The sequence below is a fragment of the Fundidesulfovibrio putealis DSM 16056 genome, from assembly GCF_000429325.1.
Lineage (GTDB): Bacteria > Desulfobacterota > Desulfovibrionia > Desulfovibrionales > Desulfovibrionaceae > Fundidesulfovibrio > Fundidesulfovibrio putealis.
In genome coordinates, this window is the sequence record NZ_KE386885.1 from 437,227 (window position 1) to 463,077 (window position 25,851).

The following is a 25,851-nucleotide window of genomic DNA, read 5'->3' on the forward strand; positions in this document are numbered from 1 at the left end:
TCGAGGAAGAGAGCAATTAGCGACTTTACTCGGGCTTGGCAAGCCCTTTTTCCCAATCAACCCTGCGAATTATTTCCTCGGCCAGGGGCTCAAGGCTTGCCCGGATGCGCGCTGAGATGGGCAAGCCCTCGGGATAACGGTTTAAAACCCACTCTTTGCGCTCTTCGTCCAGGGTGTCCCATTTATTCAGGGCCAGAAGTCTCGGGACGGTGTCCAGCTCCATGTCCTTGAGGATGGAGTCCACAGCCTCCACCTGTCCGGCCAGCTCCGGGTGTCCGGCGTCGGCCACCTGGATGAGCAGGTCCGCGCTTTCCAGTTCCTCCAGGGTGGCCTGGAAGGCCTCCTTGAGTTCCTTGGGCAGGGCACGGATGAATCCCACGGTGTCGGTCAGCACCAGCTCGCGCTCCATGGGGAAGCGCAGGCGGCGGCTGACCGGGTCCAGGGTGGCGAAGAGCTTGTCCTCGGCCAGCACGGCCGACTGGGTGAGGGTGTTCAGGAGCGTCGATTTTCCGGCGTTGGTGTAGCCCACCAGGGACACGATGGGCAGCCCGGCCTTGGCGCGGCGGTCGCGTACCTGGGCGCGCTGCTTGCGCAGGTCGCCGAGTTCGCGCTTGATGCGGGTGATGCGCTCGCGGATGCGGCGGCGGTCCATCTCAAGCTTGGTCTCGCCGGGGCCGCGTCCGCCGATGCCGCCCATCAGGCGGCTCATGGCGGGATTCTTCCCAACCAGCCGGGGCAGGGTGTATTTCAGCTGGGCCATCTCCACCTGGAGCTTGCCCGAGCGCGAGGTGGCCCGCTGGGCGAAAATGTCCAGGATGAGCTGGGTGCGGTCAAGGATCTTGCGCTCGGTCAGGTCCGCCAGGTTGCGCATCTGGGCGGGCGTCAATTCTCCGTCGAAGAGGAGCACGGATGCGCCCGTGGACAGGGCCATCACCTCGAGTTCCGACAACTTTCCCTTGCCGATGATGGTGCGCGGGTTCACGTGCGGCACGCGCTGGATCACGCGCCCGGTGATCGAAAGCCCAGCCGTGGCGGCCAGGGCCTCCATCTCTTCCAGGGAGGCTTCCAGGTCCAGGCGCGGGGCGCTGCCCACGCCGATCAGGATGGCCCGGCCCGCCACGCCCGCTTCCGTGCCGCCGATGCCGCTGGCCGCTGCGGATTCTGCGCCGGTGATGGGCTTGTCCAGGCGGGCGAATTCGTCCTCCAGCGCCTGGGTCTGAGCCTCGAAGTCGATGTCCGGGCGGTCCCAGGGGCGCGGGGGAAGGATGTCCCAGGGCTTGGCGCCGGGTTCCGGCTCGGAGCGCGGGGTCAGGTGCGCCACGTGGAGCTTGGCCGGGGAGGCCATGGAATCCACGGTGATGGCGGACACGGAGTCCAGGCGCAGGAAGAGCATGTCCGTGAGGTCTTCCTGGTCCAGGGGCGAGTCGTGCAGGTGGGTGTGCAGAAGGCGCACACCGCGCAGACGCCCCGAGCCCAGGCGCGACCGTGACAGCTCGGGGATGTAGATGGCGTGCGGCTCGCCCACCAGGACCATGTCCGGGCGGCCCTTGCGGTCGATGAGCAGCCCCACCTGGCGGCCTATGCCGTGGGAGATGGCGGCCAGCTCGCGGGCCTGGTCGAGGGTGTAGCCTTCGGCAGGCGGATAGCGCCGGGTGTAGAGGCGATCGAGGGCTTTCAACTGGCTGGGCTTCAGGCCCTCGGTGTTGCCTTGGACTTTTGTGGCGATGGGAGACCTCCGGCGGCGGGCCGTCGTGGTCCGCCGCGTATGTTCAGGCGAACTTGTAGGTCAGCGGCGCAAGGGAGGCAAGGGGGCGGCAAGAGAGTGGCGGATGCTCCCGGCCAGCCGCGCGCCGGGATGCGCGCGGTTGGCCGGGAAATCGTCGAATCGGGGAAGGCGGGGCGCTAGGCCTTGCCGAGATAGTCGCAGATCATGGCGTCGTAGGCCGAGGTGGCCTTGAAGGTCTCGACGGCCATCTCGTGGCGCAGCGTAAGCGACGCCTTCATGCCGTTGTCCTTCAGTTCCGCCGTGATGCGGGCGTAGTGAGCGGGCGAGGGGACCACCAGGATGGAGTGGAAGTTCTTGGCCGAGGCCCTAAGCATGGTGGGGCCGCCGATGTCGATCTGCTCCACTGCCGCCTTCAGGTCGGCCTTGGCGGCAGCGGCCTTGGCGAAGTCGTAGAGATTGACGCAGATGAGGTCGAAGGGCTTGAGCTTGAAGGACTCGAGGGTGGTGAGGTGTTCGGGGTTGTCCTTGTCGGCCAGGATGCCCGCGTGGATGTTGGGGTGCAGGGTCTTGACCCGTCCGCCCAGCATTTCGGGGAACCCGGTGACCTGATCGACTGCCGTGACGGGGAGTCCGGCGTCGGTCATGGCCTTCTTGGTGCCGCCGGTGGAGACGAGCTCCACGCCGTTCGCATGCAGGAACGCCGCGAACTCGGCCAGGCCGGACTTGTCGGTAACGGAGAGAATAGCCCTGCGGATGGGCAAATGATCCATGGCTGCCTCGCTTGTTTTGCTCAGGCAGTGCCAAAATCGCCCACGCTTGGCAACCCGGAACAGCGCTCCCTCCCATGAACGTATTGGTTGATTCCCGGTCCGGCCGCCGGGAGCGCACCGGACCGGGAACCAATGGGGGAGGGGAGATCTGCGTGAAAATTGTTCCCCTGGGCTAGGCCGCCTTGGCGTCCAGGTGCTCCTTGAGCTCCACGGCGCAGCTGTGGGCCGGGTCGTGCTCCAGGATGCGGTTCAGCTGGGCCATGGCTTCCTCGTCGCGTCCGGCTGCCACCATGCATCCGGCCAGCGAGTAGCGGATCTCGTGCTTCAGGGGTTCGACGGCCAGGTAGGATTCCAGGTGCGGAATCACGTCCGGCAGACGTCCCATGGCATGGCCCAGGCGGATGATGCTGTAGAGCGCCACCATGTTCTCGGGGTTATACTCCAGGGCCTGCGAGAAGTGGTCGAAGGCCTTGTCGTGTTCGCCGCGCTCCATCTCGATCAGCGCCATGCCCGAGAGGGACTTGTCGCTGGCTTCGGCGTTGGCCGCCTTGCGGTAGAAGCCGAAGGCGTTGTCCAGGTCGCCCCGGTGCACGGCGATGGTCGCCAGGCCGAGGTACGGGTCCGGGTGGACTCCGTTGGAGTTCATGGCCTTGCTGTAGTACTCTTCAGCCTTGTCCAGGTCGCCCATGAACAGGTAGCATTCGCCCAGTTCCTTGTTGATTTCATAATCCAGATGGCCGCTCATTTCTGTCCCCTCCGGTGCGTGGACGCGCCTGCCAAAACCTTCTCCCGGGCCGGGCGTCCGTCATTCGCTTCCCTTGTCTGGGAGGACCGTCCTGGCCCTCCGCCTCCCCTTCCGCGCCAGCCCGTCAACCACGTCCCTCCCGGGGACCGACGAGCAGGCGAGTTGTGCTAAGCAAGGTGCGTGCCAAGTCCCGGTTCGGGCAATTTCCGCCGCCGGGGTGGCGTCGTGAAATGAAAAGCATCGGGCGTGCCAGGACCTTCGGAAAATCCGCAAAATGTTTGATTCCGGCTGGTTATCCGGTTGGAACGGGAGTTGCTAACGGAAGGACCGGGGCGGCCCCAGCCCGGTGGGACCCACCAGGCAAAAACAGCCGCCGCCCAAGGAGTTACGCCATGCCGGACATCTACGGAGCCAACGCGGACCTGCTCGCCAAGGTCATGGACCTGCGGCTCGAGCGTCAAAACCTCGTCGTGTCCAATTTGGCCAACATCAATATCCCTGGCTACAAGGCCCGCACCCTGGAATTCGAGAGCCAGCTCCAGCAGGCCGTGGGGGACGTGCAGTCGAAGAATTCGCTCACGCGCACCAGCGCGGAGCACATACCCTCGCACTTCGACGTCAACGGCTTCCAGGGCCGGGCAGTGAAGGAATTCAAGCCGCGCACCATCTACGGGGCGGACGCGGTGGACATGGATAAGGAAATGGCAACCATGGGCAAGAACTCGCTCATGTACAACGCACTGGTGACGGTGATGCAGAAGAACTTCGAAGGCATCAAGACCGTCATCGCGGAGGGAGGCAAGTAATCATGGACTTCATGACCGCACTCGACGTGGGCGGCTCGGCCCTCTCGGCCCAGCGCACCTATATGAACGTGATCGCCATGAACCTGGCCAACGCCAAGACCACGCGCACCGCCGACGGGCAAGGCCCTTACCAGCGCAAGTCCGTGGCCCTGGAATCCACGCCGGTCACGCCCTTCGGCAAGGCCATGAACGCGGCCCTGGGCGATGAGCTGCAAGGCGTGCGCGTGACGGGAATCGTCGCCGACGGCCGCCCGGCCAAGCAGGTCTTCGAACCCGGCCACCCCGATGCGGACCAGAACGGCTACGTTCAATATCCTGACATCAACGTGGTCGAGGAAATGACCAACATGATCCAGGCAACGCGCAGCTACGAAGCAAGCACCTCCACCATCACCACCATCAAGAGCATGTACAACAAGGCTCTTGAGATAGGCCGCTAGGAGACTCGCCATGGCCATAAGCCCCATCGCCATCAACGCCTACCGTTCCGCCATGGGCCAGTCCCAGCTTGGCGGCCTGGGTGGCGCGCAGAACAAGACCGCCGAAGCCTTCGGGAACATGACCGGGACCGGCGAAGCCAGCAAGACCAACTTCGTGGACTCGCTCAAGTCGTCCTTGTCCGACGTCAACGCGGAGCAGATCAAGAAGGACCAGATGGTGGCTTCCTTCGCCACGGGCGAGAACCAGAACGTGCACGAACTGATGATCCAGTTGCAGAAGTCCGGCCTGGCCATGTCCATGACCTCCACGGTCAGGAACAAGGTCCTGGATATGTACCGCGAACTGGTCAAGATGCCCTTCTAGGCGCGTAAAGCAAGGAGACTCCCATGCCCGTCGTACTGAAATCACTCTGGGACCAGGCCACGCGCTTCTGGTCAGGCCGCACCCTGGCGCAGCGCATCCTCTTCGCAGGCGTGGCCGCCTCCGTGGTGGCAGCCTTCGCGCTGATGATCTTCTGGTTCAACCAGCCCGACTACAAGGTGCTGTTCACCAAGCTCTCCCAGGACGACGCCAGCCGCGTCATGGAGCTCCTGAAGGCCAACAAGACCCCCTTCAAGCTCGAAGACGGCGGACAGACCGTGCTGGTACCCGCCGAGACCGTGAGCGAGCTGCGCCTCAAGGTTGCCGGTGAAGGCAAGCTGCGCGGCGCGGGCCTTGGCTACGAGATCTTCGACGAGACCAAGGTGGGCCAGACCGACTTCGTGCAGCGCATCAACTACCAGCGCGCCCTGCAAGGCGAGCTGTCGCGCACCATCTCGGAGTTCCCGCAGGTGGAGAAGGCCCGCGTGCACCTGGTGCTGCCCGCCAAGAGCCTGTTCATCGAGGAGCAGCGCAAGCCCAGCGCCTCGGTGGTGCTGACCCTGAAGAGCGGCGCAAAGCTCGAGCCCAAGCAGATCCAGGGCATGGTCAACTTCGTGGCCATGAGCGTGGAGGGCCTGGACCCCAGCCGCGTGACCATCACCGACACCGCCGGCAAGATCGTGTTCCAGAACAAGGACGGGGCCAGCATCGACGGCCTGACCAACACCCAGTTCGAGTTCCGCAACACCTATCAGCAGAGCGTGGAGCGCCGCATCGAGGAACTCCTGACCCCCATCGTGGGCGGCGGCAAATCCATCGCCAAGGTGGCGGCCACCCTGGACTTCTCCCAGAAGGTGACCAAGCGCCAGACCTTCGACCCCAACAAGACCGTGCTGCGCTCCGAAGAGCGCGAAGAGTCCACCACCAACCAGAAGGCCAACGTGGACGGCTCCGTGCCCGAGACCAACTTCCGGGGCGACGGATTCTCCGGCACCCAGAACAAGGTGGACCAGTCCTCCGAGCGCCGCAAATCCAACTTCGAGATCGATTCCGAGCAGCAGGAGATCCACTCGCCCACTGGGGAGTTGCAGCGCCTGTCCGTCGCGGTTATCGTGGACTACATTCAGGACCCAAGCAGCAAGGAAGTGAAGTTCATCCCCCGGCCCGCCGAGGAAATGGAACAGATCAAGCAGGCCGTGGCCAGCGCCGTGGGCATCGACGCCAAGCGCGGCGACACCATCGAAGTCAGCTCCATGTCGTTTGGCGAACGCGAACTGCTCACCGAGCCGAGCCTCACCCAGACCATGCTGGAATACGCCCAGCGCCTGGGCAAGCCTTTCCTGAACGGCGTGCTGGTGTTCCTCTTCCTGCTCCTGGTGGTGCGCCCGGTGGTCATGGCGCTGATCCGCCCCCGCGTCACCCGCGAGGAGATCGAGCAGCTGAACCGCCTGCCCGAAGCCGAGCGCCGCATCGCGCTGGCCGAACCGGAAGAGGAAGAGGGCGAGCACATGGAAATCACCAAGCGGCTGGAGAATGCCAAGATTCTGGCCCAGCAGCTCTTCGAAACAAACACCGAGCAGGCCATACTGGTCCTGCGCGGATGGCTCAAGCAGGAGGCCGCATAAGCCATGGCCCTTTCCGGACCGCATAAGACCGCCGTTCTCTGCCTGGCGCTCGGCGACAAGTTCTGCTCCGAGGTGTTCAAACGCATGGACCGCAGCGAGATCGCCCGTATCTCCAAGGCCATGCTGGAAATCGACACCATCGAGAAGGAAGGCGTCGAAGAGGTGCTCAAGGAGTTCAACGAGTCCATGCAGTTCGGTCAGGAATCGCTCATCGGCGGCGCGGACACCGTGAAGCGCATGCTCTCCAAGGCGCTGGACTCCGACACGGCCAAGTACATCATGGATTCGCTGGAGATCGCCTCCGGGCCGACTCCCTTCCAGGAGCTGGAGAACGTCTCCCCGCGCATCCTGGCCCAGATCCTCCGGAACGAGCACCCGCAGACCCTGGCCCTCATCCTTGGCCACCTGCACCCGGACCAGGCTGCGGAGCTTCTCCAGAACCTGCCCTCGGGCGTTCGGGCCGAAGTGCTCATGCGCCTGGCGCGCCTGGAGGCCGTGGCCGAGGAGATGCTCCTGGAGGTGGACCGCGTGTTGCAAAACCAGCTCATCGCCATGGGCGGCAAGGAAGGCAAGAAGGTGGGCGGCGTGCCTGCGGTGGCCGAAATCCTCAACTCCGTGGACCGCGCCACCGAGGAGGAGGTCCTCTCCGAGATCGAAGAGGAATCCGCCCAGATGGCCGAAGACATCCGCAACCTCATGTTCGTGTTCGAGGACGTCAAGGCCCTGGACGACCGTTCCATCCGCGAACTGCTCAAGGAAGTCTCCAACGAGGAGCTCACCCAGGCCCTCAAGGGAGCGAGCGACGAGCTCAAGGACAAGTTCTTCAGGAACCTCTCCGAGCGCGCCGCAACGATGATCAAGGAAGACCTGGAGATCATGGGGCCTGTGCGCCTGGCCGACGTGGAAGGCGCGCAGCAGAACGTGGTCAAGACCGTGAGGCGACTGGAGGCCGAGGGCAAGATAGCCATCGGCAGGGGTGGCGGCGATGTCTTCATCTGACGCACAACAGCCGGGCGAACAGGCTCAGGGAGCGTTCCTTCCGGGCAACGCGCGGGTGGTCATGGGCATCGGCATGGCCGGTCCCCAGGAGATGACCGTCAACCAGATCGAGGGTACCAAGGTCCAGGTGCTGGACCAGCAGACCGAGCTGGAATTCTGGGCCAGGGTGCGCGCCAAGGCCCAGGCCAAGGCCCGCGAGATCCTGAACCAGGCCATGGCCGAGGGCGAGCTCATCAAGGAGCAGGCCCGCCAGGAGGGCCTGGCCCAGGGAATGGCCGACGCCCGTCAGTCCTGCCAGCTCGAGCTTGAAGGGCTGGGCGGCACCATGGCCGCAATGCTTGACGGCCTGGAAGCCGAGCGCCGCAACCTCTGGACCAGGCACCGTCAGGAATTCGCCGCCCTGCTCAAACTTTCCGTCGAGAAAACCCTGCACACCGAGCTCTCCGAGCGCCGCCAGGAAATCCTCGGCAACCTGATGGATCAGGCCATCGAGCTCCTGGACACCCGCGCCGGGTTCACCGTGCTGGTGCACCCCGGCGACGAGGAGTCCGCCGCACAGATCCTGGAGGAGGCCAAGCGGCTGCATCCCGCACTGGGCGCGTGGCGCATCAAGGGCGATCCGGCCATGACTCCCGGCGGCGTGCGCCTGGAATCCGAGGCCGGCGTGGTGGACAACACTCTCGACACCCGCTTCGAGCAGATCTCCGACCTGCTGGAGCGCGTGGAATTCTCGGACCCGCAGCCATGACCCTGGACGCCCCGGCCTGCCTCTCCCTTCTGGACGAACTGGACCCCGTGCGCACCTTCGGCAAGGTGAGCAAGGTGGTGGGCCTGATCGCGGAAGGCAAGGGCATCAAGGCCCCCCTGGGCGCTGTGTGCCGCCTCATGTCCGGCGACGGCAAGGGCGTTCCCGCCGAAGTGGTCGGCTTCCGCGACGACTCCTGCCTGCTCATGCCCTACGGCGAACTGCGCGGCGTGAGCCAGGGCTGTCTGATCCAGAACACCGCCACTCCGCCGCTTTTGCCCGTGGGCAACCGCTTCCTGGGCCGCGTCATCGACGCCTTCGGCGAACCCATCGACAACAAAGGCCCCATCGACCCGCGCCGCTACTATCCGCTCTACGGCGAGCCCCCAAGCCCCCTGTCGCGCCCGCGCATCACCGAGCCCATGGACGTCGGTGTGCGCGCCATCAACGGCCTTCTCACCCTGGGCAAGGGCCAGCGCGTGGGCATCATGGCCGGGTCGGGCGTCGGCAAGTCCACGCTCATGGGCATGATCGCCAGAAACACCAAGGCTGACGTGAACGTCATCGGGCTTATCGGCGAGCGCGGTCGCGAGGTGCTGGAATTCATCGAGAAGGACCTGGGGCCGGAGGGCATGGCCCGCTCGGTGCTGGTGGTGGCCACCTCGGACCAGAGCCCGCTCGTGCGCATGCGCGCCGCCTACGCGGCCACGGCCATGGCCGAATTCTTCCGCGACCAGGGCAAGGACGTGATCCTCATGATGGACTCCGTCACCCGTTTCGCCATGGCCGGGCGCGAAGTTGGGCTGGCCGCTGGCGAGCCGCCCACCACCAGGGGCTACACCCCGTCCGTGTTCGCGCACCTGCCCAAGTTGTTGGAACGTGCGGGGAGGAACAATCTGGGCTCCATCACCGGCATCTACACGGTGCTCGTGGACGGCGACGACTTCAACGAGCCCATCGCGGACTCCACCCGCTCCATTCTGGACGGGCACATCGTGCTGACGCGCGATCTTGCCGACCAGGGGCACTTCCCGGCCATCGATGTGCTCCGGAGCGTCAGCCGACTGAGAAGCGACGTTGCCCCCAAGGAGGCCGTGGCCGCCGGGCGGAACTTCATCCGCATGCTGGCCACGTATAAGCGCGTGGAAGACATGGTGAATATCGGCGCGTACCAGGCGGGCGCTAGCGCGGAGATCGATCAGGCCTTGCAGATGATCGGCCCCATCCGCAACTATCTCCAACAACAGGTCCACGAGGCCGAGACCCTGGAGGGGAGCTTCGGGGCGCTTCAGGCGCTGGTGGGAGGATAGGGGGAGGAGACGGAGAGAGACGGAGAGAGACGGAGAGAAGATTCGGAGCCTCCGGCGGCCAAAGGGACCAGTCCCTTTGGAATCCCCTACCGCTTCGCGTCTTGGACGGCTGGTTTGAGTTAAGGCGTCAGGCCCTGGGGTGAAGGCGCTGGGGAGAAAACCTAAAATAACGAGGGTCGTTATTTTAGGTTTTGTTGTTTTCGTGAAATAGAGCCGGAGGATGCAACGGCAGGCCATCCCCGAAGCCGAGCCTACTCCGGGTACAACGTCCGGCAGTAGCGCTGGCACCAGTCGTTGCCCGAGGCGATGACGCCTGAGCAGCCGCCTGTGTGGTTCTGCTCGATCAGGCGCTTGCGGACGTCCACGCATCCCTTCAGGCAGGTGGCGAGATCCTTCTGGGGCTTGCCAACGGCGTCCATGTACTGCGCGCACACGCCAACACTGTCGCAGAATCCCCGGCGGTTGCTGGCAGAGTGGCAGAAGCCCAGGAATTCCGATTCGGTCATGGGGGCGCGCTGGATGCAGCCGTCCAGCAGGCAGCAGGAGATGAGCAAAGCGAACAGGAGAGCGGAGCGGTTCATGGTCTGGGTTGTCCTTTGGTTGAGCGGCAGGTGGCGTTGTTCCGGCACGGCGCAGCGGAACTACCGCGAATTCTCATCCGTTTCGGCGTGGAGCGCAAGCCTGTTCTTCCCGGCCCGCTTGCCCGGTGCAGCGCATGGTTCGCCTGGAGTGGACATGCTTGAAGTTCTCGAAGCCGTCCTATCCATCTTGGCATTGCCCGGACAGGCAGTCAGGAATACGGACGGGGATGCGTGGAATATCCCGGACGCGGCTTGCGCGAAGCGCGCCGTATGGGTATCGGGATGGAAGAATTCCCCAGGGAGGCCTCACATGCTCAAGAAGATCACGGACCGGGTCAGCTACGTCGGCAAGATAGACTGGGAACTGCGCCGGTTTCACGGCGACGAATACAGCACGCATCACGGATCGTCGTACAATTCGTATCTGGTGCGGGGCGCCAAGACCGCGCTGATCGATACGGTCTGGGCTCCCTTCGCCGGGGAGTTCATGGACAATCTTACGCGCGAGGGGGTGCTGGAGAAAATCGACTACGTGATCTCCAACCATGCCGAGCCCGACCACAGCGGGGCCATGCCGCTGCTCATGAAGGCCCGCCCGGAGTTGCCCGTGTACTGCACGGCCAACGGCGTGAAGACCTTGAAGGGCATGTACCACCAGGACTGGAACTTCCAGGTGGTGAAGACCGGCGACACCCTGGACCTGGGCGAGGGTCTGACCCTGACCTTCGTGGAGGCCCCCATGCTCCACTGGCCCGACACCATGTTCAGCTACCTCTCCGGGGAGAACATCCTGTTCTCCAACGACGCCTTCGGCCAGCACCTGGCCAGCGAGACCCTCTACAACGACACCGTTGACCAGTGCGAGCTGTTCCAGGAGGCCCTGAAATACTACGCCAACATCCTGACCCCCTTCAGCAAGCTAGTGACGAAAAAGATTAACGACGTGCTGGCGCTGAACCTGCCCCTGTCGCTCATCTGCCCCAGCCACGGGGTGATCTGGAGAAAGGACCTGACCAGCATCGTGGAAGCCTACCTCAAGTGGGCGGACGACTACCAGGAAGATCAGGCCGTGGTGGTCTACGACACCATGTGGAACGCCACACGGCGCATGGCCGAGGCCGTGGCCCAGGGCATGCGGGAGGAAAGGCCCGGCATGACCGTGAAGTGCCTGAGCGCCTCCAAGTGCGACGTGAACGACCTGATCTCCGAGGTGTTCAAGTCCAAGGCCGTGGTAGTGGGCTCGCCCACCTTCAACAAGGGCATCCTGCGCTCCATCGCGGCGGTGCTGGAGGAGATGCGCGGCCTGGCCTTCAAGAAGAAAAAGGGCGCAGCGTTTGGCGCATACGGCTGGAGCGGCGAATCCGTGAAGATGATCGAGGCAGGGCTGGCGGAGGCCGGGCTTGAACTGGCCGCGCCAGGGCTCAAGATGCTCTGGAACCCGGACAACGGCGGCCTGGACCAGTGCCGCGAATTCGGGCGCTCCGTGGCTGCGACGCTGTCCTGAGGCGAGGGGAGGGGGGGCCGGGGCTGCTCGGCCTCTGTGCGGGAAAGCGGGGCGGTAGCCGGTGAGTGCGGCCCCGCCCAGTCAGTGGCGCGCGCGGGCTGCCTCCGCGACGGGCAAGGCCGTCGGGTCAGTCCTGCGGGAGGCGCATCCGCAGGTCTTCGATGAGCCGCGTCAGCCCCTCCACGTTGCCGTAGCGGGAGTCGTAGCCCTTGAGCAGCGGGACCAGGTGGCTGTAATTTCGCTGGATGAAATAGTAATCGTAGACCCGCTGGGCCATGTACTCCAGCAGGAAACGGATGTGCACCTCGCCTGGGTCGGGCGCTTTGCGCCGCTTCCAGGAGGAGAACTCCAGCAGCCAGCGCAGGGTCTCCGCGTCGATGGAGTCCATCTCCGTGAGCAGTTTCGCCTCGATGCTCATGTGGCCCGATGTCCTTATGCCGCGCCGTGCGCGGTGGGGAGATGTCGCCGGGGCCGTGAAAGAGTCTGGCGCGCGGGCGATGCGTCTCCCGGAGTGTCGGCAAGGTCCGTCTCCGGGAAAGAATGACGCTTTCTGCATACCCGCCAAGGAGTCTTTTGCGCAAGCCGCATTTCAATACCCTCCTGCCTCAGTCGAGTTTTGGGGGCGCATGACGCGTTCCTGCTGGCACATGGCGCAGGGCTCGTGCTATGCTGCGTCTGTCGCGTGTCTGATGGCGGCGCACGGCCCGGCCCTGCGCCATGAAGCGGGCATGTCATGCAAAGCATCATGAGGAGTATCCGATGATCTGGTCGCCTCCCGTCCTGTGGACCGTCGCCGGTCTGGCCCTTATCGCCCTGGAAGCGCTGGTTCCGGGGCTGGTCATCATGTTTTTCGGGGTCGGCGCGCTGATAACGGCCCTGGCCTGCCTGCTGCTGGATCTGTCCTGGGCGGCGCAGGTGGTGCTCTTTGCGAGCGCTTCCGTCCTGAGCCTTCTCACCCTGCGCGGCACGCTCGCCAAGGTGTTCCAGGGCCGCCAGCGCCAGGACCAGGAGCAGGTGGAGAGCATTGATTCACTGGTGGGGGCCGACGCCGTGGTCACCGAGGCCGTCGAGGCCGGTGGGACCGGGCGGGTGAAGCTGCGCGGCTCCTTCTATACGGCCACCTCGGACGAGGCGCTTGCCGTCGGCCAGCGGGTGTGCGTGGTCGCGGATTCCGGCGGGGACCATTCGCTTCTGACCGTGGAGAAAAAGTAACCGATATGGAGGTTTCCATGCTGATAGTCGCCATGAGTTTCGCGGGGCTGGTCCTGCTGCTGCTTCTGTTGTCGGTCACGGTGGTGCCCCAGCAGAGCGCCTACATCGTGGAGCGCCTGGGCAAGTACAGCCGGACCCTTGAAGCGGGATTCCACGTCCTGTTTCCCCTGATCGACCGGGTGGGCTACAAGTTCTCCTTCAAGGAAGAGGTGATCGACACCCCGGCCCAGCCCTGCATCACCAAGGACAACGTCACCGTGCACGTGGACGGGCTGGTGTACATCAAGGTGAACGATCCCAGGCTCGCGGCCTACGGCATCGCCAACTACCGCACCGCCGCAACCCAGCTGGCCCAGACCTCGCTGCGCTCGTCCATCGGCAAGATCACCCTGGACAAGACCTTCGAGGAGCGCGAGCTGATAAACGCCGAGGTGGTCAAGGCCGTGGACGAGGCGGCCATGGGCTGGGGCGTGAAGGTGCTGCGCTTCGAGATTAAGGACATCGCCCCGCCCGAATCCGTGAAAAACGCCATGGAAGCCCAGATGACCGCCGAGCGGGAGAAGCGCGCCCAGATCGCCCTGGCCGAGGGCCAGAAGCAGAGCGCCATCAACATCTCGGAGGGCCTCAAGCAGCAGGCGATCAACATCTCCGAGGGCGACAAGCAGCGCCAGATCAACGAGGCCGAGGGCCGCTCCAAGCAGATCGAGCTGGTGGCCATGGCCACGGCCAACGGTATCCGGCAGGTGGCCGAGGCCCTGGGCGCGGAGGGCGGGCTGACTGCAGCCAACCTGCGCGTGGCCGAGCAGTACGTGGACGCCTTCGGCAAGATGGCCAAGGAATCCACCACCATGCTCATCCCGCAGAACATGGCCGACGTGGCCGGGATGATCGCCACGGCCATGCAAACCATAAAGAAGACCGGGTAGCGTCGGGTTGGAGAAAAACATGAAGGGCTTGCACAACTCGTAGCTGGGGAACGCCTCCGGAGTCCATATCGTTACCGACTTGGCCTCCTGTTCGGGTGTCGGCTGGCGATGGATTGTGCAAGAGCCTCACATGAACATGTTTTTCAAAATGAAAAGAGCAGGGTCTCCGTGTTTGACCGCCTGTCGACGTGACCGCTCACGCGTTTACTCCTGTGGGCCGAAAAAGAAGGGGCTCCCCTGGACCTGCGCGTCGTCCAGCAGGGCCAGCAGGCCCCGGGGGGAGCGCAGGTCCCAGCTGTGCAGGGGAGGGGAGACCTGTTTCAGGAAATCCTCCAGCCAGCCGGGAGTCATGTCCTCCGCGGGCACGCCGCTCAGAGACGCCAGCACCCGAAGGCCCTGCAGGCGAATCTCCGGGTCGGGGAACGGGATGTCGGCGCGGCGCAGCTCCCAGACGTTGCCGCCGTCCCGGCAGGGAGCGCCGAAGATGTGGAACTGGCGGCAGGCCAGGAACCTGTCGGCATAGACCGAGCAGGTGGAGTCGAGAAGAAAGGGGCATTCCCCGTCCTTCCGCCCGCGCAGCCGCGCGAGAACCAGGCCGCGTACGGGGCCGGGGGTGCGCTCCAGCAGATGCGTGAGGGCCGCGCCCACTTCCGGGGCGCTCACGGGGATGACGCTTTCCCGGCAGCACTGGTCGCAGCCGGGGCGGCAGGCCAGGCCCGCTCCGCCGGGGCCTTCCGCATGCGCCATGCGGGCGATGCCCAGCCTTGCGGCGGCGTCCAGCAAGGCCTGGGCCTTTCGTATGCCTGTCAGCCAGGATTTGGGGGGTTGCCCCGTTTGCAGCCCTGATTCCATAGAAATTCTCCAGAATCGAGTCAGCTGCGGACGCGGGAGCGGGAAGGCGGTGACGGCCCCGCGCGCTATGCGGAGCGTCTCCTTCCGATGCCGCCGGGACGTGCGCATGAGAAACAGATGTCAGGTGTGGACGGCGTTGCCGACAGGGCGGCCCGTGGCCTGCCCCTGCCGTTGTCCTGCGCGTCGCCGGGCGCAGTTCGCCATGTGTCGGAGTTGTCTCGCAGGGGGCTCAGCCCTTGGGCAGCTCCTCGGTCTGGATCTTGTGCACCGTGGACCAGATGGTGAACATGGCGCGCAGATAGTCCGCCGAGGCCCCGGATTCGGCCATGGCGTCCTTGAAGGAGTTGTAGTCCAGGGACATGGCCTCTTCCAGCATCACCTGCCCCCAGAGGCTTTTGGGAATCTGGATGCGGAACCTGTAGTCCGCCTCGGGAAATACCAGGATCTCGGACTCGATGGAATGGCGGGCCATGAGCCCCTCCAGGTGTTCGCGCTTCCTGGCGCGGATGGCCACGTCTTCCGGCTGGCAGAATTTCGTCGCGGCTACGGAGAAGAATCCGTCCCTGGTAAAAATCCACATGCTCTTGGTCTCCTGGGCCTGGGTCGTTCAGGCGGCCAGTGCATCGGTACGGACTACACGGGTTGGGTTGAAAGGTGGAACGCGCCGGGCTCTTGCGTGCGTGGCCGCGCTTGGGCATGGTGAAAAAAAGGAGGCCGCCATGAAGAACGTAGTCGCCTTGTTCGCCGCCGTCCTGTTGTCCTTTTCCGCCCGGGCAGCGCTGGCCCTGACCGTGGACGCCCTGCCCACATCCGGGGGGGAGCTGAAGATAGGCCTCGTCGGCCATGGCTCCCTCTACTTCGAATACCAGGGGAAGATAATCCAGGTGGACCCGTGGAGCAAGGTCGGAGACTACGCCTCCCTGCCCAAGGCGGACCTTGTGCTCATCACCCATGAGCACCGCGACCATCTCGACCCCGACGCAATGGCCCTGACGGCCAAGCCGGGAGCGCCCGTGGTGGCCAACGTCACGGCAGGCCCCAAGATTCCCGGCGCGAAAATCCTCAAGAACGGCGAATCGGCAGAAGTGGCCGGATTTCGCATCCAGGCCGTTCCGGCCTACAACGTGGCACACCGCAGGCCCGAGGGGCAGCATTACCACCCCAAGGGAGAAGGAAACGGCTACGTGATAACCTTCGGCGACAAACGCGTGTATGTGGCGGGCGACACCGAGGACGTGCCGGAGATGGCCGCCATCGAGAACGTGGACGTGGCCTTCCTGCCCATGAACCTGCCCTACACCATGACCCCGGAGATGGTGTCCAAGGCCGCGCGCATGCACAAGCCCAAGGTGCTCTACCCGTACCACACCGGGGAGACCGACGTGACGCTCCTGCCGCCTCTGCTGGCGGACTCGCCCTGGATCGAGGTGCGCCTGCGACCCATGAAGTAGCCCGGCTGCGGCACGGGCCGCACGCAGGACTTGACGCGAGGCGTCCCAAGAGGGCAGGGCAGTGCGTCCCGATGTTTCGGGCCGCTTGGAATCCGTACGCCGCTCCGGGCGGCCCGCAAGGATCATCACCATGAACTGGTTCGTACAGCTCTTCAACGCGCACTCCGCCGCCCAGGCCGTGGTTGTGCTGGGCCTGGCCATCACCCTGGGCCTGGCCTTCGGGCACATCCGCTTCTTCGGCATCCGGCTTGGGGTGGGCGGCGTCCTGTTCAGCGGTCTGGCCGTGGGCCACTTCGGCTTGTCGCTCAATCACGAGGTGCTGGAGTTCGCCCGCGAGTTCGGGCTGATCCTCTTCGTGTACACCATCGGCATGCAGGTGGGGCCGGGGTTCGTGGATTCGCTCAGGCGTCGCGGCTTCCGCCTGAACGCCATGGCCACCCTCATAGTCATACTGGGTGTTTTGCTCACCGTGGCCTTCCATCTGTGGGGCGGCCTGCCACTCGGCACCGCCGTGGGTCTCTTCAGCGGAGGCACCACCAACACGCCCTCCCTGGCCGCCGCCTCCCAGGCCTTCAAGGAAGTGGCCCCCGCCCTGGCCGAGGAGGTCGTGGCCCAGGCGGGCCTCGGCTACGCCGTGGCCTATCCCTTCGGCATCTTCGGCATCATCCTGGTGATGCTCCTCATCCGCATGGTGTTCCGCATCGACCCCGGCAAGGAACTGAGCCAGATGGAGGAGCAGGCCCGGCTCCTGAATCCCCCCCTTGAGACCATGACCCTGGAGGTCCAGAACCCCAACCTGGACGGCATGGCCCTGGGCGGCGTTCCCGGAATCGGGGAGATGGGCGTGGTGGTCTCGCGGATCATGGCTGACGGCGTCATGCACGCTGCCACTCCGGAGACCCATCTCAAGCGCGGCATGCTGATCCACGCGGTAGGCAGGCCCGCCGAGCTGGAAAAGCTGCGCATCCTGGTGGGCGTGGCCAGCGCCACCGACCTGCCGCGTCTCCCCGGCCCGCTGAAGAAGCGCCGCTTCGTGGTCACCCAGCGCGGCGTGGTGGGCAAGACCGTGCCGGAGCTGAACCTCGCCCAGCGCCACGAGGTGACCGTCACCCGCATTACCCGTTCCGGCACCGAGTTCTCGCCCGGTCCGGGCGTAACCCTGCATTTCGGCGACATCGTGGGCTGCGTGGGCGCACCCGAGCAGCTGGCCGTGGTGGAGCGCATCCTGGGCAACTCCGCCAAGGACCTGGACCATCCGCACATCCTGCCCATCTTCGTGGGCATCCTCCTGGGAACAGTTCTGGGCAGCGTGCCCGTGGCCCTGCCGGGGCTGCCTTCGGGCATCAAGCTCGGCGTGGCGGGCGGGCCGCTCCTGGTGTCCATCCTGCTCTCGCGGCTGCATCATTTCGGCGGCATGGTCTGGTACATGCCCCAGAGTGCCAACCTCATCCTGCGCGAGGTGGGCATCAGCCTGTTCCTGGCCTGCGTGGGGCTCAAGGCGGGCGACCGCTTCGTGGACGCCGTGACATCCGGGGCCGGGCTCTACTGGCTGCTGGCCGGAGCCTGCATCACTTTCGTGCCGCTCATGATCGCCGGGCTCGTGGGGCGCATCTTCCTGAAGTGCAACTACGCCTCCATGTGCGGGCTGCTGGCCGGAAGCATGACCGACCCGCCCGCCCTGGCCTTCGCCGGGCAGATGCTCGGCAGCGACGCCCCGGCCTCGGTGTACGCCACCGTGTACCCGCTGGTGATGATCCTGCGCATTCTGGCCGGGCAGTTGCTGGTGTTGCTGCTGTATTCGGTGTGATGCCGAGAGGGGAGATTACTGAGAAAGAGGGGCGCTCCGGCATGGAGCGCCCCTCTTTCAATTTCAGCCTCCGGCGGCCAAAGGGCTCCGCCCTTTGGAAACCCTGACGGGGGTGCCGGGTTGTCTGGCGTCGTGTGGTTCCTGAAGCGGTCAACGTAAGCGCCAAAAGCAGGATGTGAGGCGGCTAGCGCCGCGCCTCCACCTTGGACAGCTTCTCCCAATAGCGGATCAGCGCCCCGTGGTCCGCGTTGCCCAGGCCGTCGGCCTTGAGCGCCTGCATGATCTCCATCACCTGCGCCGTCATGGGCAGGCTCACGTTCAGCTCGTGAGAGGTCTCCAGCACGTTGTGCAAATCCTTGGCGTGCAGGTTGATGCGGAACCCCGGCGTGAACTTGCCGTCCATCACCAGCGGAGCCTTGGCGTCCAGCACCGTGCTCCCGGCCAGCCCGCCACGGATGGCCTGATAGACCAGGTCAGGGTTGACGCCGGATTTCGCGGCCAGCACCAGCGCCTCGGACATGGCCGCGATGTTCACCGCCACAACGATCTGGTTGCACAGCTTGGCCACGTTGCCAGCGCCGATGTCGCCCACGCGCACCACCGAGGCGGCCATGGCCTGCATCACGGGCAGGCACTCGTCGAAATCGGCCTGCGCGCCGCCGATCATGACGGACAGGGTGCCCTCGATGGCCTTGGGTTCGCCGCCGCTCACCGGGGCGTCCAGCATGCGAACGCCCTTTTCGGCCAGGGCAGCCGCGATCTCCCGGCTGGCCAGGGGCGCGATGGAACTCATGTCCACCACGATGCTTCCCTTGGCCGCGCCTTCCGCCACGCCGTTCTCGCCCAGCACCACTTCGCGAACCTGGGGCGAGTTGGGCAGCATAGTGATGATCACGTCAGACTTGGCGGCCACCTCCTTGGGCGAGGCAGCGGCCACGGCCTTGCCGTCGCTGCCGCTCACGATGAGGTCCACGTCCTTCCGGGTGCGGCTGTACACGGTCAGCTGGTATCCGGCCTTGAGGAGGTTTCGGCACATGGGCTTGCCCATGATGCCAAGGCCGATGAAGCCTATGCGTTTCATATGATGCTCCTTTGATTCCGGTTAGAGCGAGTATCCGAATTCCTTGATGAACCCGAGCGAGGCCACGGTGTCCGGCGCGGGCACGTACTCCAGGCCCACGTGCCCCTGGTAGCCCAGGCGGTCCATCTCCGCGAACAGGAATGGGTAGTTGATCTCGCCGGTGCCGGGCTGATGGCGGCCCGGATTGTCCGCCACCTGGATGTGGCCGATCCGGGGCAGGTGGGCGCGCAGGGTGGCGGCCAGTTCGCCTTCTTCCCGCTGTGCGTGATACATATCGTATTGCAAATAGGCGTTCGATCTGTCCACTTCATCCAGCAGGGCCAGGGTCTGGTTTGTGCCGTGCAGGAAGAAGCCCGGGATGTCCTTGCGGTTGATGAACTCCACCAGGAGCGAGAGCCCTTCGCCAGCCAGCACGTCGGCGGCGTGGCGCAGATTGTCGACCAGGGTGCGCCGCATGAGCGCTTCACTGGCTCCGGGCGCGGCCTTTCCGGCCAGGCAGTTCAGGCGTGGCACGCCAAGCGCCTTGGCGTAGGCGACGGCCTTGGCCACGCCGTCGCGGAACTCCTCGGTGCGGGCCGGGTCCACGGCGATGCCCCGGTCGCCGGCGCCCCAGTTCCCGGCAGGCAGGTTGAAGAGCACCTGGGTCAGGCCGTTTTCGGCCAGCAGGTCGGCCAGCTGGGCCGGGGGGTATTCGTAGGGGAAGAGGTACTCCACCGCCGAAAACCCGGCGGAGCGGGCGGCGGCGAAGCGCTCCAGGAACGGCAGCTCCGTGAACAGCATGGACAGGTTGGCGGAAAACTTCGGCACGGGGGACCTCCTTGCGGTGGTGTGGGAATACGGTTGCGCTCAGCTGCCGGGGGATTCCAGGCGCAGAGCGTCCAGCGACTGCGAGATGTGGCGGCGCATGGCCTCGCCGCTGGCTGCGGCGTCGCCGCGCGACAGGGCCTCGATGATGCGCAGATGGTCGGACACGGTGTCGGACCAGGGACGCGGCGTGCCGTGCAGGTAGGCTGCGGCCAGCATGTTCACAGGGGCCATGGCGGAGGCCAGATAGGGGTTCCCGGCCAGCTCGATGAGCCGCCAGTGGAAGCGGCGGTCCAGATCCACGAACGCCCGGTGCGACTCGTCGGTGTCGGGCAGGGCGTCCATGGCCTGCCACTGGGCCTGCATTTCGGCGGCCTCGCCCGGAGTGACGCGCGGCGCGGCCAGCTCGGCGGCCAGGGGCTCCAGGCGCTCGCGCACCTCGAACAAGCCGATGAGCTCGGCGAGGTCAAGCTGGCGCACGAAGATGCCCCGCCTGGGAATCCACTCCAGCAGGCCCTCCTGGGCCAGACGCTTGAGCGCGTTGATCAGCGGGGTGCGGCTGACCCCGAGGCTCGCGGCCAGGTCCTCCTGCACGATGCGGCTCCCCGGCTCGAACTGTCCGGACACCAGCATGTCCCGGACGCTGGCGTAGATCTTGTCGTCCAGGTTTTCATGCAAAATCGGCCGGATGGGCGCAGTGTCCGGCGTCGGCTGGCGGGGAGGCGTGGTCATGGGTGTTCCTTGTTGGCCCGGCTGGGCTCGTCAGAACGGAAAATACTCCCACCGGTTCGGCTGGTCAATCCTGTATTAAGAATTTTGAATACAAAATCCAAGAGCGGCTGAGCCTTCTCGACACCGAGCCATTTCGTAGGCTATCTTTTAAACAGTCGGCGGTTCTGCCGCGCCGTACCCGCCTCTTCACCAACAGGACAACCCCGAGGAGATCCGTCATGCGCGTGTTTGCCGCCCTGTATCTCGCTTTTGCCCTCATTCTGGCCAGCTTTGAGGCCGCGTCGGCCCAGCCGGGCAACCCCAATCTTGCCGGGCAGTGGACCCGCATGCCCAAGGACGCCCGCATCGCCTACATGACCGGGGCCGCTGCCGGAGCCCGCGCCTTCGCCGAGGTCCAGCCGAACACCCCCATGCCCGTGAACATCCGCGTGGACCAGGCCGTGACCAACATGGACCACCTGGCCCCAGACCCCATGAACCGCAACCAGACCATGATGGCTGTGGCTTACCGCGCGCTCATGGCAGCCCAGGACAAGGGCATCCAGTTCAAGGACACCGGGGCCCCGCTTCGCGACGTGCACTTCGACGACACGGAGCTCTTCCAGTTCCCCTGGCTCTACCCTCTGGACCTGGACGCCTTCATCCCCAAGACCTACCAGAGCCCCAACCGCAATTTCGCTGACAGCTGGCGCAGCGCGGCCCAGCACCAGAAGCAGTTCTTCGTGCAGGGCTTCGGGGACATGGCCGCCCAGCAGTGCCTGGACCGCTTCGGCGACACCCCAGCCGGGGAGCGCTGCGTGAAGCCGCTGCTGCCCATGCCCGTCGATCTGGTCATCGCCACCATGGACGACATCTACCGCGACCATCAGTTCGCCACCAAAGGCTACGATCTGGTCATCCGGGCCGCCCTGGCCAAGATGACCGGCGACAACTGGCAGGCCGTGCTCGGGAAGAAGTAGTTTTTCAGGTCGGGCGCATACGTGTTGCAATTTTAGGCTCTCATAGTTACACGATCACATCGTTGGTAACACATAGGGGAGGATTATCCATGCGCCCGACTTTCCCGCGTCCGCTTTTCCTGGCCGTCCTGCTGCTCGTGCTGGCTTTCGCCGTTCCCGCCCAGGCCCACTTCGGCATGCTCGTGCCGGACAAGAACCTCGTCACCAAGGACGGCCCGAAATCCGTCAGCCTGGATATCCGCTTCTGGCACCCCATGGAGAACCAGGGCATGAACCTGGAGAAGCCCAAGCTGGAGCTCTTCGCCAAGGGCAAGAAGCAGGACGTCACCGCTTCGCTCGCCGCCAGCACCGTGGAGGGCAAGCAGGCCTGGAAGGCCGAGCATCAGGTGAAAGCCCCCGGCGTGTACCAGTTCCTCATGACGCCCCCGGCCTACTGGGAGCCCGCAGAGGACAAGTTCATCATCCACATCACCAAAACCGTGGTCAGCGCCCTGGGCGACGACGAGGGCTGGGACAAGCCTGTGGGCGCAAAGCTCGAGATCGTCCCCATGGTCAAGCCCTTCGCCCTGTACGCGGGCAACCTGTTCACCGGGAAGGTGCTCTTCAAGGGCAAGCCCCTGGCCAACGCCGAGGTCGAAGTGGAGTTCTTCAACAAGGACGGCGCACTCAAAGCCCCGGACGACGCCTACGTGACCCAGGTGGTCAAGACCGACGGCGCGGGCGTGTTCAGCTACGCCGCCCCCTGGTCCGGCTGGTGGGGATTCTCGGCCCTGCATGACGACGACGCCAAGATGAAGAAGGACGGCAAGGACAAGGACGTGGAATTGGGCGGCGTGATCTGGGTGTACTTCCACCCCGTGCCGGGCAAGTAGGGTCATGGCGCTTTCATCACAGGCCAGTTGCGCAAGGGAGGCCCGGATCGCGGGACTCGTGTCCGGCGCGCTGGTGTTCATGCTGTGGGCCGGGGTCGCCCTGGCCCACAAGGTGAACGTGTTCGCCGTGGCCGAGGGCGGAGCGGTGAGCGGCGAAGGATACTTCGCGGGCGGGGCCAAGGCCCAGAAAGTGCCCGTGGAGATTCTTGACGCGTCCGGCGCGGTGATCGCCAAAGGCATGACCGAAAAAGACGGCACGTTCAGCATCGCCTTGCCTCCCCAAGCCACGCCGCCGCTCAAAGTCGTGCTCAAGGCCGGGGACGGCCATCAGAACGACTTCACCCTGACCGAGCAGGACCTCGCCCCGGCTGTGCCTGCCTCAGCCTCAGCTCCGGCTCTCCCTGCAACCGTTTCGCCTCCCGCCGCCTCGGGACAGACGCCGGTCGCAACCCAGGCGTCTTCGTCCTCCGCCTCGGCGGCATCGGCTCCCCCGGCTGCGGGGTCTGGACAGGCGATTGCTCCTGCTTCCGGTTCGCCTGCCGCCGCCCCGCTGGACGAAGTCCGGCTGGCCGCCCTGGTCGAAGCTGCCGTGGCAAAATCGATTGACGAGAAGCTCGCGCCTTTGAAGCTCCAGTTGGCCCGCATGGCCGAACAGGACCAGTCCGCCCGCATGCGCGACATCATCGGCGGCATCGGCTGGATCATCGGGCTGGTGGGCATTGCGGCCTGGTTCAAGCGGCCCAAAAACTAGCCCCGACTTCGGTGCTGTGAATCTGTCCGGTCGCTTCGCATGCGGCCGGACGCCCGGCGTGGCGAGGGCAGTTCGCACTCCCCCCGCCTTGACATCCCCGACCGGGGACACATCTCCAAGGTTCAGGCCGCCGCTCTCCCCCCACCGCCGAAAATGTGATCCAGGTCCTTTCGTGCCGGGGGGAAAAGTGATAGTCCCACCCCACCCAGCACAATCGAGGACAACAGATGATAGGCATTTCCAAGCTTTACTGCGGTACTGTGGAAGCCTCTGACGCGCTGCGTTACGGGCGTCATTCCGGCAAGCTCCCCTCCCACCTGCTCCAGTTCTCCGAGGACAAGAAGCCGGTGGTGGTCTGGAACATGACCAAACGCTGCAACTTGAAGTGCGTTCACTGCTACGCCAAGGCCGTGGACGAATCCGGCAGCGACCCCATCAACACCGAACAGGCCAAGACCATGATCGACGACCTCGCCGCCTACGGCGCGCCGGTCATGCTCTTCTCCGGCGGCGAGCCGCTGGTGCGCAAGGATCTGGTCGAGCTGGCCCACCACGCCGTGGGTCGGGGCATGCGCGCGGTCATCTCCACCAACGGCACGCTCATCACCAAGGAAAAGGCCCGCGAACTGAAAAGCGTCGGTCTGTCCTACGTGGGCATCTCCGTGGACGGCCTCGAGGAAATCCACGACAAGTTCCGGGGCGTCCCCGGCTCCTTCAAGAAGACCCTGCAGGGCATCGAGAACTGCAAGGCCGAAGGCCTCAAGGTCGGCATGCGCTTCACCATCAACAAGCGCAACTGGACCGAAATCCCCGGTCTGTTCGACCTGATCCGCGACATGGAAGTGCCGCGCATCTGCTTCTACCACCTGGTCTACTCCGGGCGCGGCTCCGAGCTCATCAAGGAAGACCTGGACCACGCCGAGACCCGCCAGGTGGTCGACCTGATCATGGACAAGACCCGCGAGCTGTTCAACGCCGGGCACGAGAAGGAAGTCCTCACCGTGGACAACCACGCGGACGGCCCCTACGTGTATTACCGCCTGCTCAAGGAAGACCCCGCGCGCGCCGCCGAGGTCATGGAGCTGCTCCAGTTCAACGAAGGCAACAGCTCGGGACGCGGCATCGGCTGCATCTCCTGGGACGGGCAGGTGCACGCCGACCAGTTCTGGCGCAACCACACCTTCGGCAACGTGCTGGAACGCCCCTTCTCCCAGATCTGGGACGATCCCAACATCGAGCTGCTGCACAAGCTCAAGACCAAAGGCAAGTTCGTGGGCGGACGCTGCGCCGACTGCCGCTTCCTGAACATCTGCGGCGGCAACTTCCGCGCCCGCGCCGAAGCCTACTACGACGACATCTGGGCCGAAGATCCGGCCTGCTATCTGACTGCGGAAGAGATCAAGAAGTAGGCGAGAGAAGAGTAGAGAAGAGAAGACCAGGGCTCTGCCCTGGACCCGCCAGGGGAGAAGCCTCCCCTGGACCCGGCTATGGGCTTCGCGGGATATGCCGGGAGCTCCGTCGGTGTGCGGGGTATCCGCCGGGAACGCCCAAAGCGGCTTATCCCGGCGGCCTGCCATCGCCGAGGAACGGCGATCTTAAGAAATATCCAGAAACGCGGCTTTGCGCGTTTCTGGATTTTTGAAGGCTGAATTTGAATAGGTTTGGCACTTTACGCGAAGCTAACTGAGGGTCCAGGGGGATCATCCCCCTGGCGGGAGAGTCCAGAGAGGGCGGAGCCCTCTCTGGCCGCCGGAGGCATCTTCTCCTCCTCTTATCTCCTCCCCACAAGCTATCTCAGGAGACCGTCACCATGTACGACTTCCATCGCGGCCGCCGCCTGCGCCGCACCCCGGCCATGCGCGACCTCGTGCGCGAGACCGTCATACGCCGCGAAGACCTGATCATGCCCTATTTCGTGGCCGAGACCGGCCCCGAGGACATGGTAAAGCCCATAGGGGCCATGCCCGGCCAGAACCAGCTGGGCATGAAGGCCCTGGTGGAGCGGGTAGGCAAGGCCGTGGACAAGGGCCTGAAATCCGTCATCCTCTTCGGCATCCCCAATGAGAAAGACCCGGTGGGCAGCCAGGGCTATGCTGAAAACGGCGTGGTGCAGCGGGCCGTGCGGCAGCTGAAGGCGAAGTTCCCGCAGCTGGTGGTGGTCACGGACGTGTGCCTGTGCGAGTACACGTCGCACGGCCATTGCGGCGTGCTCACCGACGATGGCAAGGTGCTGAACGACCCGACCTTGGGCCTCTTGGCCAAGGTGGCCCTGTCGCACGTGCAGGCCGGGGCGGACATGGTGGCTCCTTCCGATATGATGGACGGCCGCGTGGCTATGATCCGCGCCGCCCTGGACGATCACGGCCACGTGGAAATCCCCATCATGTCCTACGCCGTGAAGTACGCTTCGGCATACTACGGGCCGTTTCGGGAAGCGGCAGAGTCGGCTCCCAAGTCGGGCGACCGCAAATCCTACCAGATGGACCCGGCCAACTGGCGCGAGGGATTGCGGGAAGCCGCAGCGGACCTGGCCGAGGGCGCGGATATTTTGATGGTGAAGCCTGCGGGGCCGTATCTGGACATCATCCGGCAGGTGCGGGACAACTTTGATCTGCCGGTGGCCGCCTATCAGGTAAGCGGCGAGTATTCCATGATCAAGGCTGCTGCGCAGCTTGGCTGGATGGACCACGACGCGGTGATGATGGAGTCGCTTGTGTCCATCAAGCGCGCCGGAGCGGATTTGATTTTGACGTATTTCACGGAAGACGTTTTAGAGCGTCTGCAAGGATAGC

General features: G+C 64.9%; 26 protein-coding genes and 1 pseudogene. 17 read left to right on the plus strand and 10 right to left on the minus strand.

The window, feature by feature from the left end; genetic code table 11:
- Positions 1–25: 25 nt before the first annotated feature.
- From hflX to G453_RS0118750, 3 genes are all read right to left on the minus strand, one after another.
- Positions 26–1,678: a GTPase HflX gene (gene hflX / locus G453_RS0118740; protein ID WP_027192265.1), complete on the minus strand. Its 1,653-nt coding sequence runs from the start codon at positions 1,676–1,678 to the stop codon at positions 26–28.
- A 224-nt stretch (positions 1,679–1,902) separates the two neighbouring features.
- Positions 1,903–2,496 carry an IMP cyclohydrolase gene (locus tag G453_RS0118745; protein WP_027192266.1) on the minus strand — a complete coding sequence of 198 codons (594 nt, stop codon included), beginning with the start codon at positions 2,494–2,496 and terminating at the stop codon, positions 1,903–1,905.
- Between the two features lie 172 nt (positions 2,497–2,668).
- The gene (locus G453_RS0118750; protein WP_027192267.1) at positions 2,669–3,241 is read right to left on the minus strand and encodes a tetratricopeptide repeat protein; all 573 of its coding nucleotides are present in this window, start codon (positions 3,239–3,241) and stop codon (positions 2,669–2,671) included.
- A gap of 392 nt (positions 3,242–3,633) precedes the next feature.
- On the opposite strand from G453_RS0118750, the gene flgB reads away from it, so the two are divergent.
- The 7 genes from flgB to G453_RS0118785 are packed head-to-tail and all read left to right on the plus strand — an operon-like array spanning position 3,634 to position 9,527.
- On the plus strand, positions 3,634–4,047 hold the full coding sequence (gene flgB, locus G453_RS0118755; RefSeq protein WP_027192268.1) for a flagellar basal body rod protein FlgB: 414 nt from the start codon (positions 3,634–3,636) through the stop codon (positions 4,045–4,047).
- A gap of 2 nt (positions 4,048–4,049) precedes the next feature.
- Positions 4,050–4,487 carry a flagellar basal body rod protein FlgC gene (flgC, locus tag G453_RS0118760; protein ID WP_027192269.1) on the plus strand — a complete coding sequence of 146 codons (438 nt, stop codon included), beginning with the start codon at positions 4,050–4,052 and terminating at the stop codon, positions 4,485–4,487.
- Between the two features lie 10 nt (positions 4,488–4,497).
- Positions 4,498–4,851: a flagellar hook-basal body complex protein FliE gene (fliE, locus tag G453_RS0118765; protein ID WP_027192270.1), complete on the plus strand. Its 354-nt coding sequence runs from the start codon at positions 4,498–4,500 to the stop codon at positions 4,849–4,851.
- A 23-nt stretch (positions 4,852–4,874) separates the two neighbouring features.
- On the plus strand, positions 4,875–6,473 hold the full coding sequence (fliF, locus tag G453_RS0118770) for a flagellar basal-body MS-ring/collar protein FliF (protein ID WP_027192271.1): 1,599 nt from the start codon (positions 4,875–4,877) through the stop codon (positions 6,471–6,473).
- Between the two features lie 3 nt (positions 6,474–6,476).
- Positions 6,477–7,472, plus strand: a complete 996-nt coding sequence (fliG, locus tag G453_RS0118775) for a flagellar motor switch protein FliG (protein ID WP_027192272.1) — start codon at positions 6,477–6,479, stop codon at positions 7,470–7,472.
- Positions 7,459–8,220, plus strand: coding sequence for a FliH/SctL family protein (locus G453_RS25215; RefSeq protein ID WP_084502559.1), 762 nt, complete (start codon positions 7,459–7,461; stop codon positions 8,218–8,220). The genes fliG and G453_RS25215 overlap by 14 nt, the downstream gene beginning before the upstream one ends.
- Positions 8,217–9,527 (plus strand): FliI/YscN family ATPase, encoded by a 1,311-nt coding sequence (locus G453_RS0118785; protein WP_043646381.1) that lies wholly within the window; start codon positions 8,217–8,219, stop codon positions 9,525–9,527. Before G453_RS25215 ends, G453_RS0118785 begins: the two co-directional genes overlap by 4 nt.
- A gap of 251 nt (positions 9,528–9,778) precedes the next feature.
- Here the strand turns inward: G453_RS0118785 and G453_RS25220 are convergent, their stop codons facing one another.
- Complete coding sequence (locus G453_RS25220) at positions 9,779–10,108, minus strand: hypothetical protein (protein ID WP_043646383.1); 330 nt, start codon at positions 10,106–10,108, stop codon at positions 9,779–9,781.
- A gap of 310 nt (positions 10,109–10,418) precedes the next feature.
- On the opposite strand from G453_RS25220, the gene G453_RS0118795 reads away from it, so the two are divergent.
- Positions 10,419–11,612: an anaerobic nitric oxide reductase flavorubredoxin gene (locus G453_RS0118795; RefSeq protein WP_027192274.1), complete on the plus strand. Its 1,194-nt coding sequence runs from the start codon at positions 10,419–10,421 to the stop codon at positions 11,610–11,612.
- A gap of 127 nt (positions 11,613–11,739) precedes the next feature.
- On the opposite strand, the gene G453_RS0118800 is transcribed toward G453_RS0118795, so the two are convergent.
- Positions 11,740–12,030, minus strand: a complete 291-nt coding sequence (locus G453_RS0118800; RefSeq protein ID WP_027192275.1) for a hypothetical protein — start codon at positions 12,028–12,030, stop codon at positions 11,740–11,742.
- Positions 12,031–12,371: 341 nt separating this feature from the next.
- Here G453_RS0118800 and G453_RS26735 point away from each other — a divergent pair, with 341 nt between their 5' ends.
- Both G453_RS26735 and G453_RS0118810 read left to right on the plus strand, forming a co-directional pair.
- Complete coding sequence (locus G453_RS26735; protein WP_051272625.1) at positions 12,372–12,824, plus strand: NfeD family protein; 453 nt, start codon at positions 12,372–12,374, stop codon at positions 12,822–12,824.
- Positions 12,825–12,841: 17 nt separating this feature from the next.
- Complete coding sequence (locus G453_RS0118810) at positions 12,842–13,750, plus strand: SPFH domain-containing protein (RefSeq protein ID WP_235731807.1); 909 nt, start codon at positions 12,842–12,844, stop codon at positions 13,748–13,750.
- Between the two features lie 204 nt (positions 13,751–13,954).
- Here the strand turns inward: G453_RS0118810 and G453_RS26740 are convergent, their stop codons facing one another.
- Both G453_RS26740 and G453_RS0118820 read right to left on the minus strand, forming a co-directional pair.
- A complete protein-coding gene (locus G453_RS26740) occupies positions 13,955–14,602 on the minus strand; it encodes a YkgJ family cysteine cluster protein (RefSeq protein ID WP_051272626.1) in 648 nt (215 codons plus the stop codon).
- 229 nt (positions 14,603–14,831) lie between these two features.
- Positions 14,832–15,182 (minus strand): hypothetical protein, encoded by a 351-nt coding sequence (locus tag G453_RS0118820; RefSeq protein ID WP_027192277.1) that lies wholly within the window; start codon positions 15,180–15,182, stop codon positions 14,832–14,834.
- Between the two features lie 139 nt (positions 15,183–15,321).
- On the opposite strand from G453_RS0118820, the gene G453_RS0118825 reads away from it, so the two are divergent.
- Positions 15,322–16,053, plus strand: coding sequence for an MBL fold metallo-hydrolase (locus G453_RS0118825; protein WP_027192278.1), 732 nt, complete (start codon positions 15,322–15,324; stop codon positions 16,051–16,053).
- A gap of 130 nt (positions 16,054–16,183) precedes the next feature.
- Positions 16,184–17,860 (plus strand): putative transporter, encoded by a 1,677-nt coding sequence (locus G453_RS0118830; RefSeq protein ID WP_027192279.1) that lies wholly within the window; start codon positions 16,184–16,186, stop codon positions 17,858–17,860.
- A 184-nt stretch (positions 17,861–18,044) separates the two neighbouring features.
- On the opposite strand, the pseudogene garR reads toward G453_RS0118830, so the two are convergent.
- From garR to G453_RS25235, 3 genes and pseudogenes are all read right to left on the minus strand, one after another.
- Positions 18,045–18,944, minus strand: a pseudogene (gene garR / locus G453_RS0118835) (2-hydroxy-3-oxopropionate reductase); the annotation flags it as partial.
- A gap of 18 nt (positions 18,945–18,962) precedes the next feature.
- Positions 18,963–19,748, minus strand: a complete 786-nt coding sequence (gene hyi, locus G453_RS0118840) for a hydroxypyruvate isomerase (RefSeq protein ID WP_027192281.1) — start codon at positions 19,746–19,748, stop codon at positions 18,963–18,965.
- A gap of 39 nt (positions 19,749–19,787) precedes the next feature.
- The gene (locus tag G453_RS25235) at positions 19,788–20,477 is read right to left on the minus strand and encodes a GntR family transcriptional regulator (protein ID WP_051272627.1); all 690 of its coding nucleotides are present in this window, start codon (positions 20,475–20,477) and stop codon (positions 19,788–19,790) included.
- 218 nt (positions 20,478–20,695) lie between these two features.
- On the opposite strand from G453_RS25235, the gene G453_RS0118850 reads away from it, so the two are divergent.
- The 5 genes from G453_RS0118850 to hemB all read left to right on the plus strand — a co-directional run bounded on the left by G453_RS0118850 (position 20,696) and on the right by hemB (position 25,850).
- Complete coding sequence (locus G453_RS0118850) at positions 20,696–21,436, plus strand: hypothetical protein (RefSeq protein WP_027192282.1); 741 nt, start codon at positions 20,696–20,698, stop codon at positions 21,434–21,436.
- 89 nt (positions 21,437–21,525) lie between these two features.
- Positions 21,526–22,308: a DUF4198 domain-containing protein gene (locus G453_RS0118855; RefSeq protein WP_051272628.1), complete on the plus strand. Its 783-nt coding sequence runs from the start codon at positions 21,526–21,528 to the stop codon at positions 22,306–22,308.
- Between the two features lie 4 nt (positions 22,309–22,312).
- Complete coding sequence (locus tag G453_RS0118860; protein WP_156921013.1) at positions 22,313–23,059, plus strand: hypothetical protein; 747 nt, start codon at positions 22,313–22,315, stop codon at positions 23,057–23,059.
- Between the two features lie 227 nt (positions 23,060–23,286).
- Positions 23,287–24,468 (plus strand): 12,18-didecarboxysiroheme deacetylase, encoded by a 1,182-nt coding sequence (gene ahbC, locus G453_RS0118865; protein WP_027192285.1) that lies wholly within the window; start codon positions 23,287–23,289, stop codon positions 24,466–24,468.
- Between the two features lie 401 nt (positions 24,469–24,869).
- Entirely contained in the window at positions 24,870–25,850 is a 981-nt protein-coding gene (hemB, locus tag G453_RS0118870; RefSeq protein ID WP_027192286.1) for a porphobilinogen synthase, read from the plus strand.
- The last annotated feature ends 1 nt before the right edge of the window (position 25,851 follow it).

Bases quoted from the DNA above. Each gene is read 5' to 3' on its own strand.
- G453_RS0118810 (WP_235731807.1), top strand. From the start codon at position 12,842: ATGCTGATAGTCGCCATGAGTTTCGCGGGGCTGGTCCTGCTGCTGCTT.
- G453_RS0118860 (WP_156921013.1), top strand. From the start codon at position 22,313: ATGGCGCTTTCATCACAGGCCAGTTGCGCAAGGGAGGCCCGGATCGCG.
- hemB (WP_027192286.1), top strand. From the start codon at position 24,870: ATGTACGACTTCCATCGCGGCCGCCGCCTGCGCCGCACCCCGGCCATG.
- flgC (WP_027192269.1), top strand. From the start codon at position 4,050: ATGGACTTCATGACCGCACTCGACGTGGGCGGCTCGGCCCTCTCGGCC.
- G453_RS0118850 (WP_027192282.1), top strand. From the start codon at position 20,696: ATGCGCGTGTTTGCCGCCCTGTATCTCGCTTTTGCCCTCATTCTGGCC.
- ahbC (WP_027192285.1), top strand. From the start codon at position 23,287: ATGATAGGCATTTCCAAGCTTTACTGCGGTACTGTGGAAGCCTCTGAC.
- G453_RS0118855 (WP_051272628.1), top strand. From the start codon at position 21,526: ATGCGCCCGACTTTCCCGCGTCCGCTTTTCCTGGCCGTCCTGCTGCTC.
- G453_RS0118830 (WP_027192279.1), top strand. From the start codon at position 16,184: ATGAACTGGTTCGTACAGCTCTTCAACGCGCACTCCGCCGCCCAGGCC.
- G453_RS0118820 (WP_027192277.1), bottom strand. From the start codon at position 15,182: ATGTGGATTTTTACCAGGGACGGATTCTTCTCCGTAGCCGCGACGAAA.
- G453_RS25220 (WP_043646383.1), bottom strand. From the start codon at position 10,108: ATGAACCGCTCCGCTCTCCTGTTCGCTTTGCTCATCTCCTGCTGCCTG.
- G453_RS26735 (WP_051272625.1), top strand. From the start codon at position 12,372: ATGATCTGGTCGCCTCCCGTCCTGTGGACCGTCGCCGGTCTGGCCCTT.
- fliG (WP_027192272.1), top strand. From the start codon at position 6,477: ATGGCCCTTTCCGGACCGCATAAGACCGCCGTTCTCTGCCTGGCGCTC.
- G453_RS0118825 (WP_027192278.1), top strand. From the start codon at position 15,322: ATGAAGAACGTAGTCGCCTTGTTCGCCGCCGTCCTGTTGTCCTTTTCC.
- G453_RS26740 (WP_051272626.1), bottom strand. From the start codon at position 14,602: ATGGAATCAGGGCTGCAAACGGGGCAACCCCCCAAATCCTGGCTGACA.
- G453_RS25235 (WP_051272627.1), bottom strand. From the start codon at position 20,477: ATGACCACGCCTCCCCGCCAGCCGACGCCGGACACTGCGCCCATCCGG.
- flgB (WP_027192268.1), top strand. From the start codon at position 3,634: ATGCCGGACATCTACGGAGCCAACGCGGACCTGCTCGCCAAGGTCATG.
- G453_RS0118750 (WP_027192267.1), bottom strand. From the start codon at position 3,241: ATGAGCGGCCATCTGGATTATGAAATCAACAAGGAACTGGGCGAATGC.
- G453_RS0118785 (WP_043646381.1), top strand. From the start codon at position 8,217: ATGACCCTGGACGCCCCGGCCTGCCTCTCCCTTCTGGACGAACTGGAC.
- G453_RS0118745 (WP_027192266.1), bottom strand. From the start codon at position 2,496: ATGGATCATTTGCCCATCCGCAGGGCTATTCTCTCCGTTACCGACAAG.
- fliF (WP_027192271.1), top strand. From the start codon at position 4,875: ATGCCCGTCGTACTGAAATCACTCTGGGACCAGGCCACGCGCTTCTGG.
- fliE (WP_027192270.1), top strand. From the start codon at position 4,498: ATGGCCATAAGCCCCATCGCCATCAACGCCTACCGTTCCGCCATGGGC.
- G453_RS0118800 (WP_027192275.1), bottom strand. From the start codon at position 12,030: ATGAGCATCGAGGCGAAACTGCTCACGGAGATGGACTCCATCGACGCG.
- G453_RS25215 (WP_084502559.1), top strand. From the start codon at position 7,459: ATGTCTTCATCTGACGCACAACAGCCGGGCGAACAGGCTCAGGGAGCG.
- G453_RS0118795 (WP_027192274.1), top strand. From the start codon at position 10,419: ATGCTCAAGAAGATCACGGACCGGGTCAGCTACGTCGGCAAGATAGAC.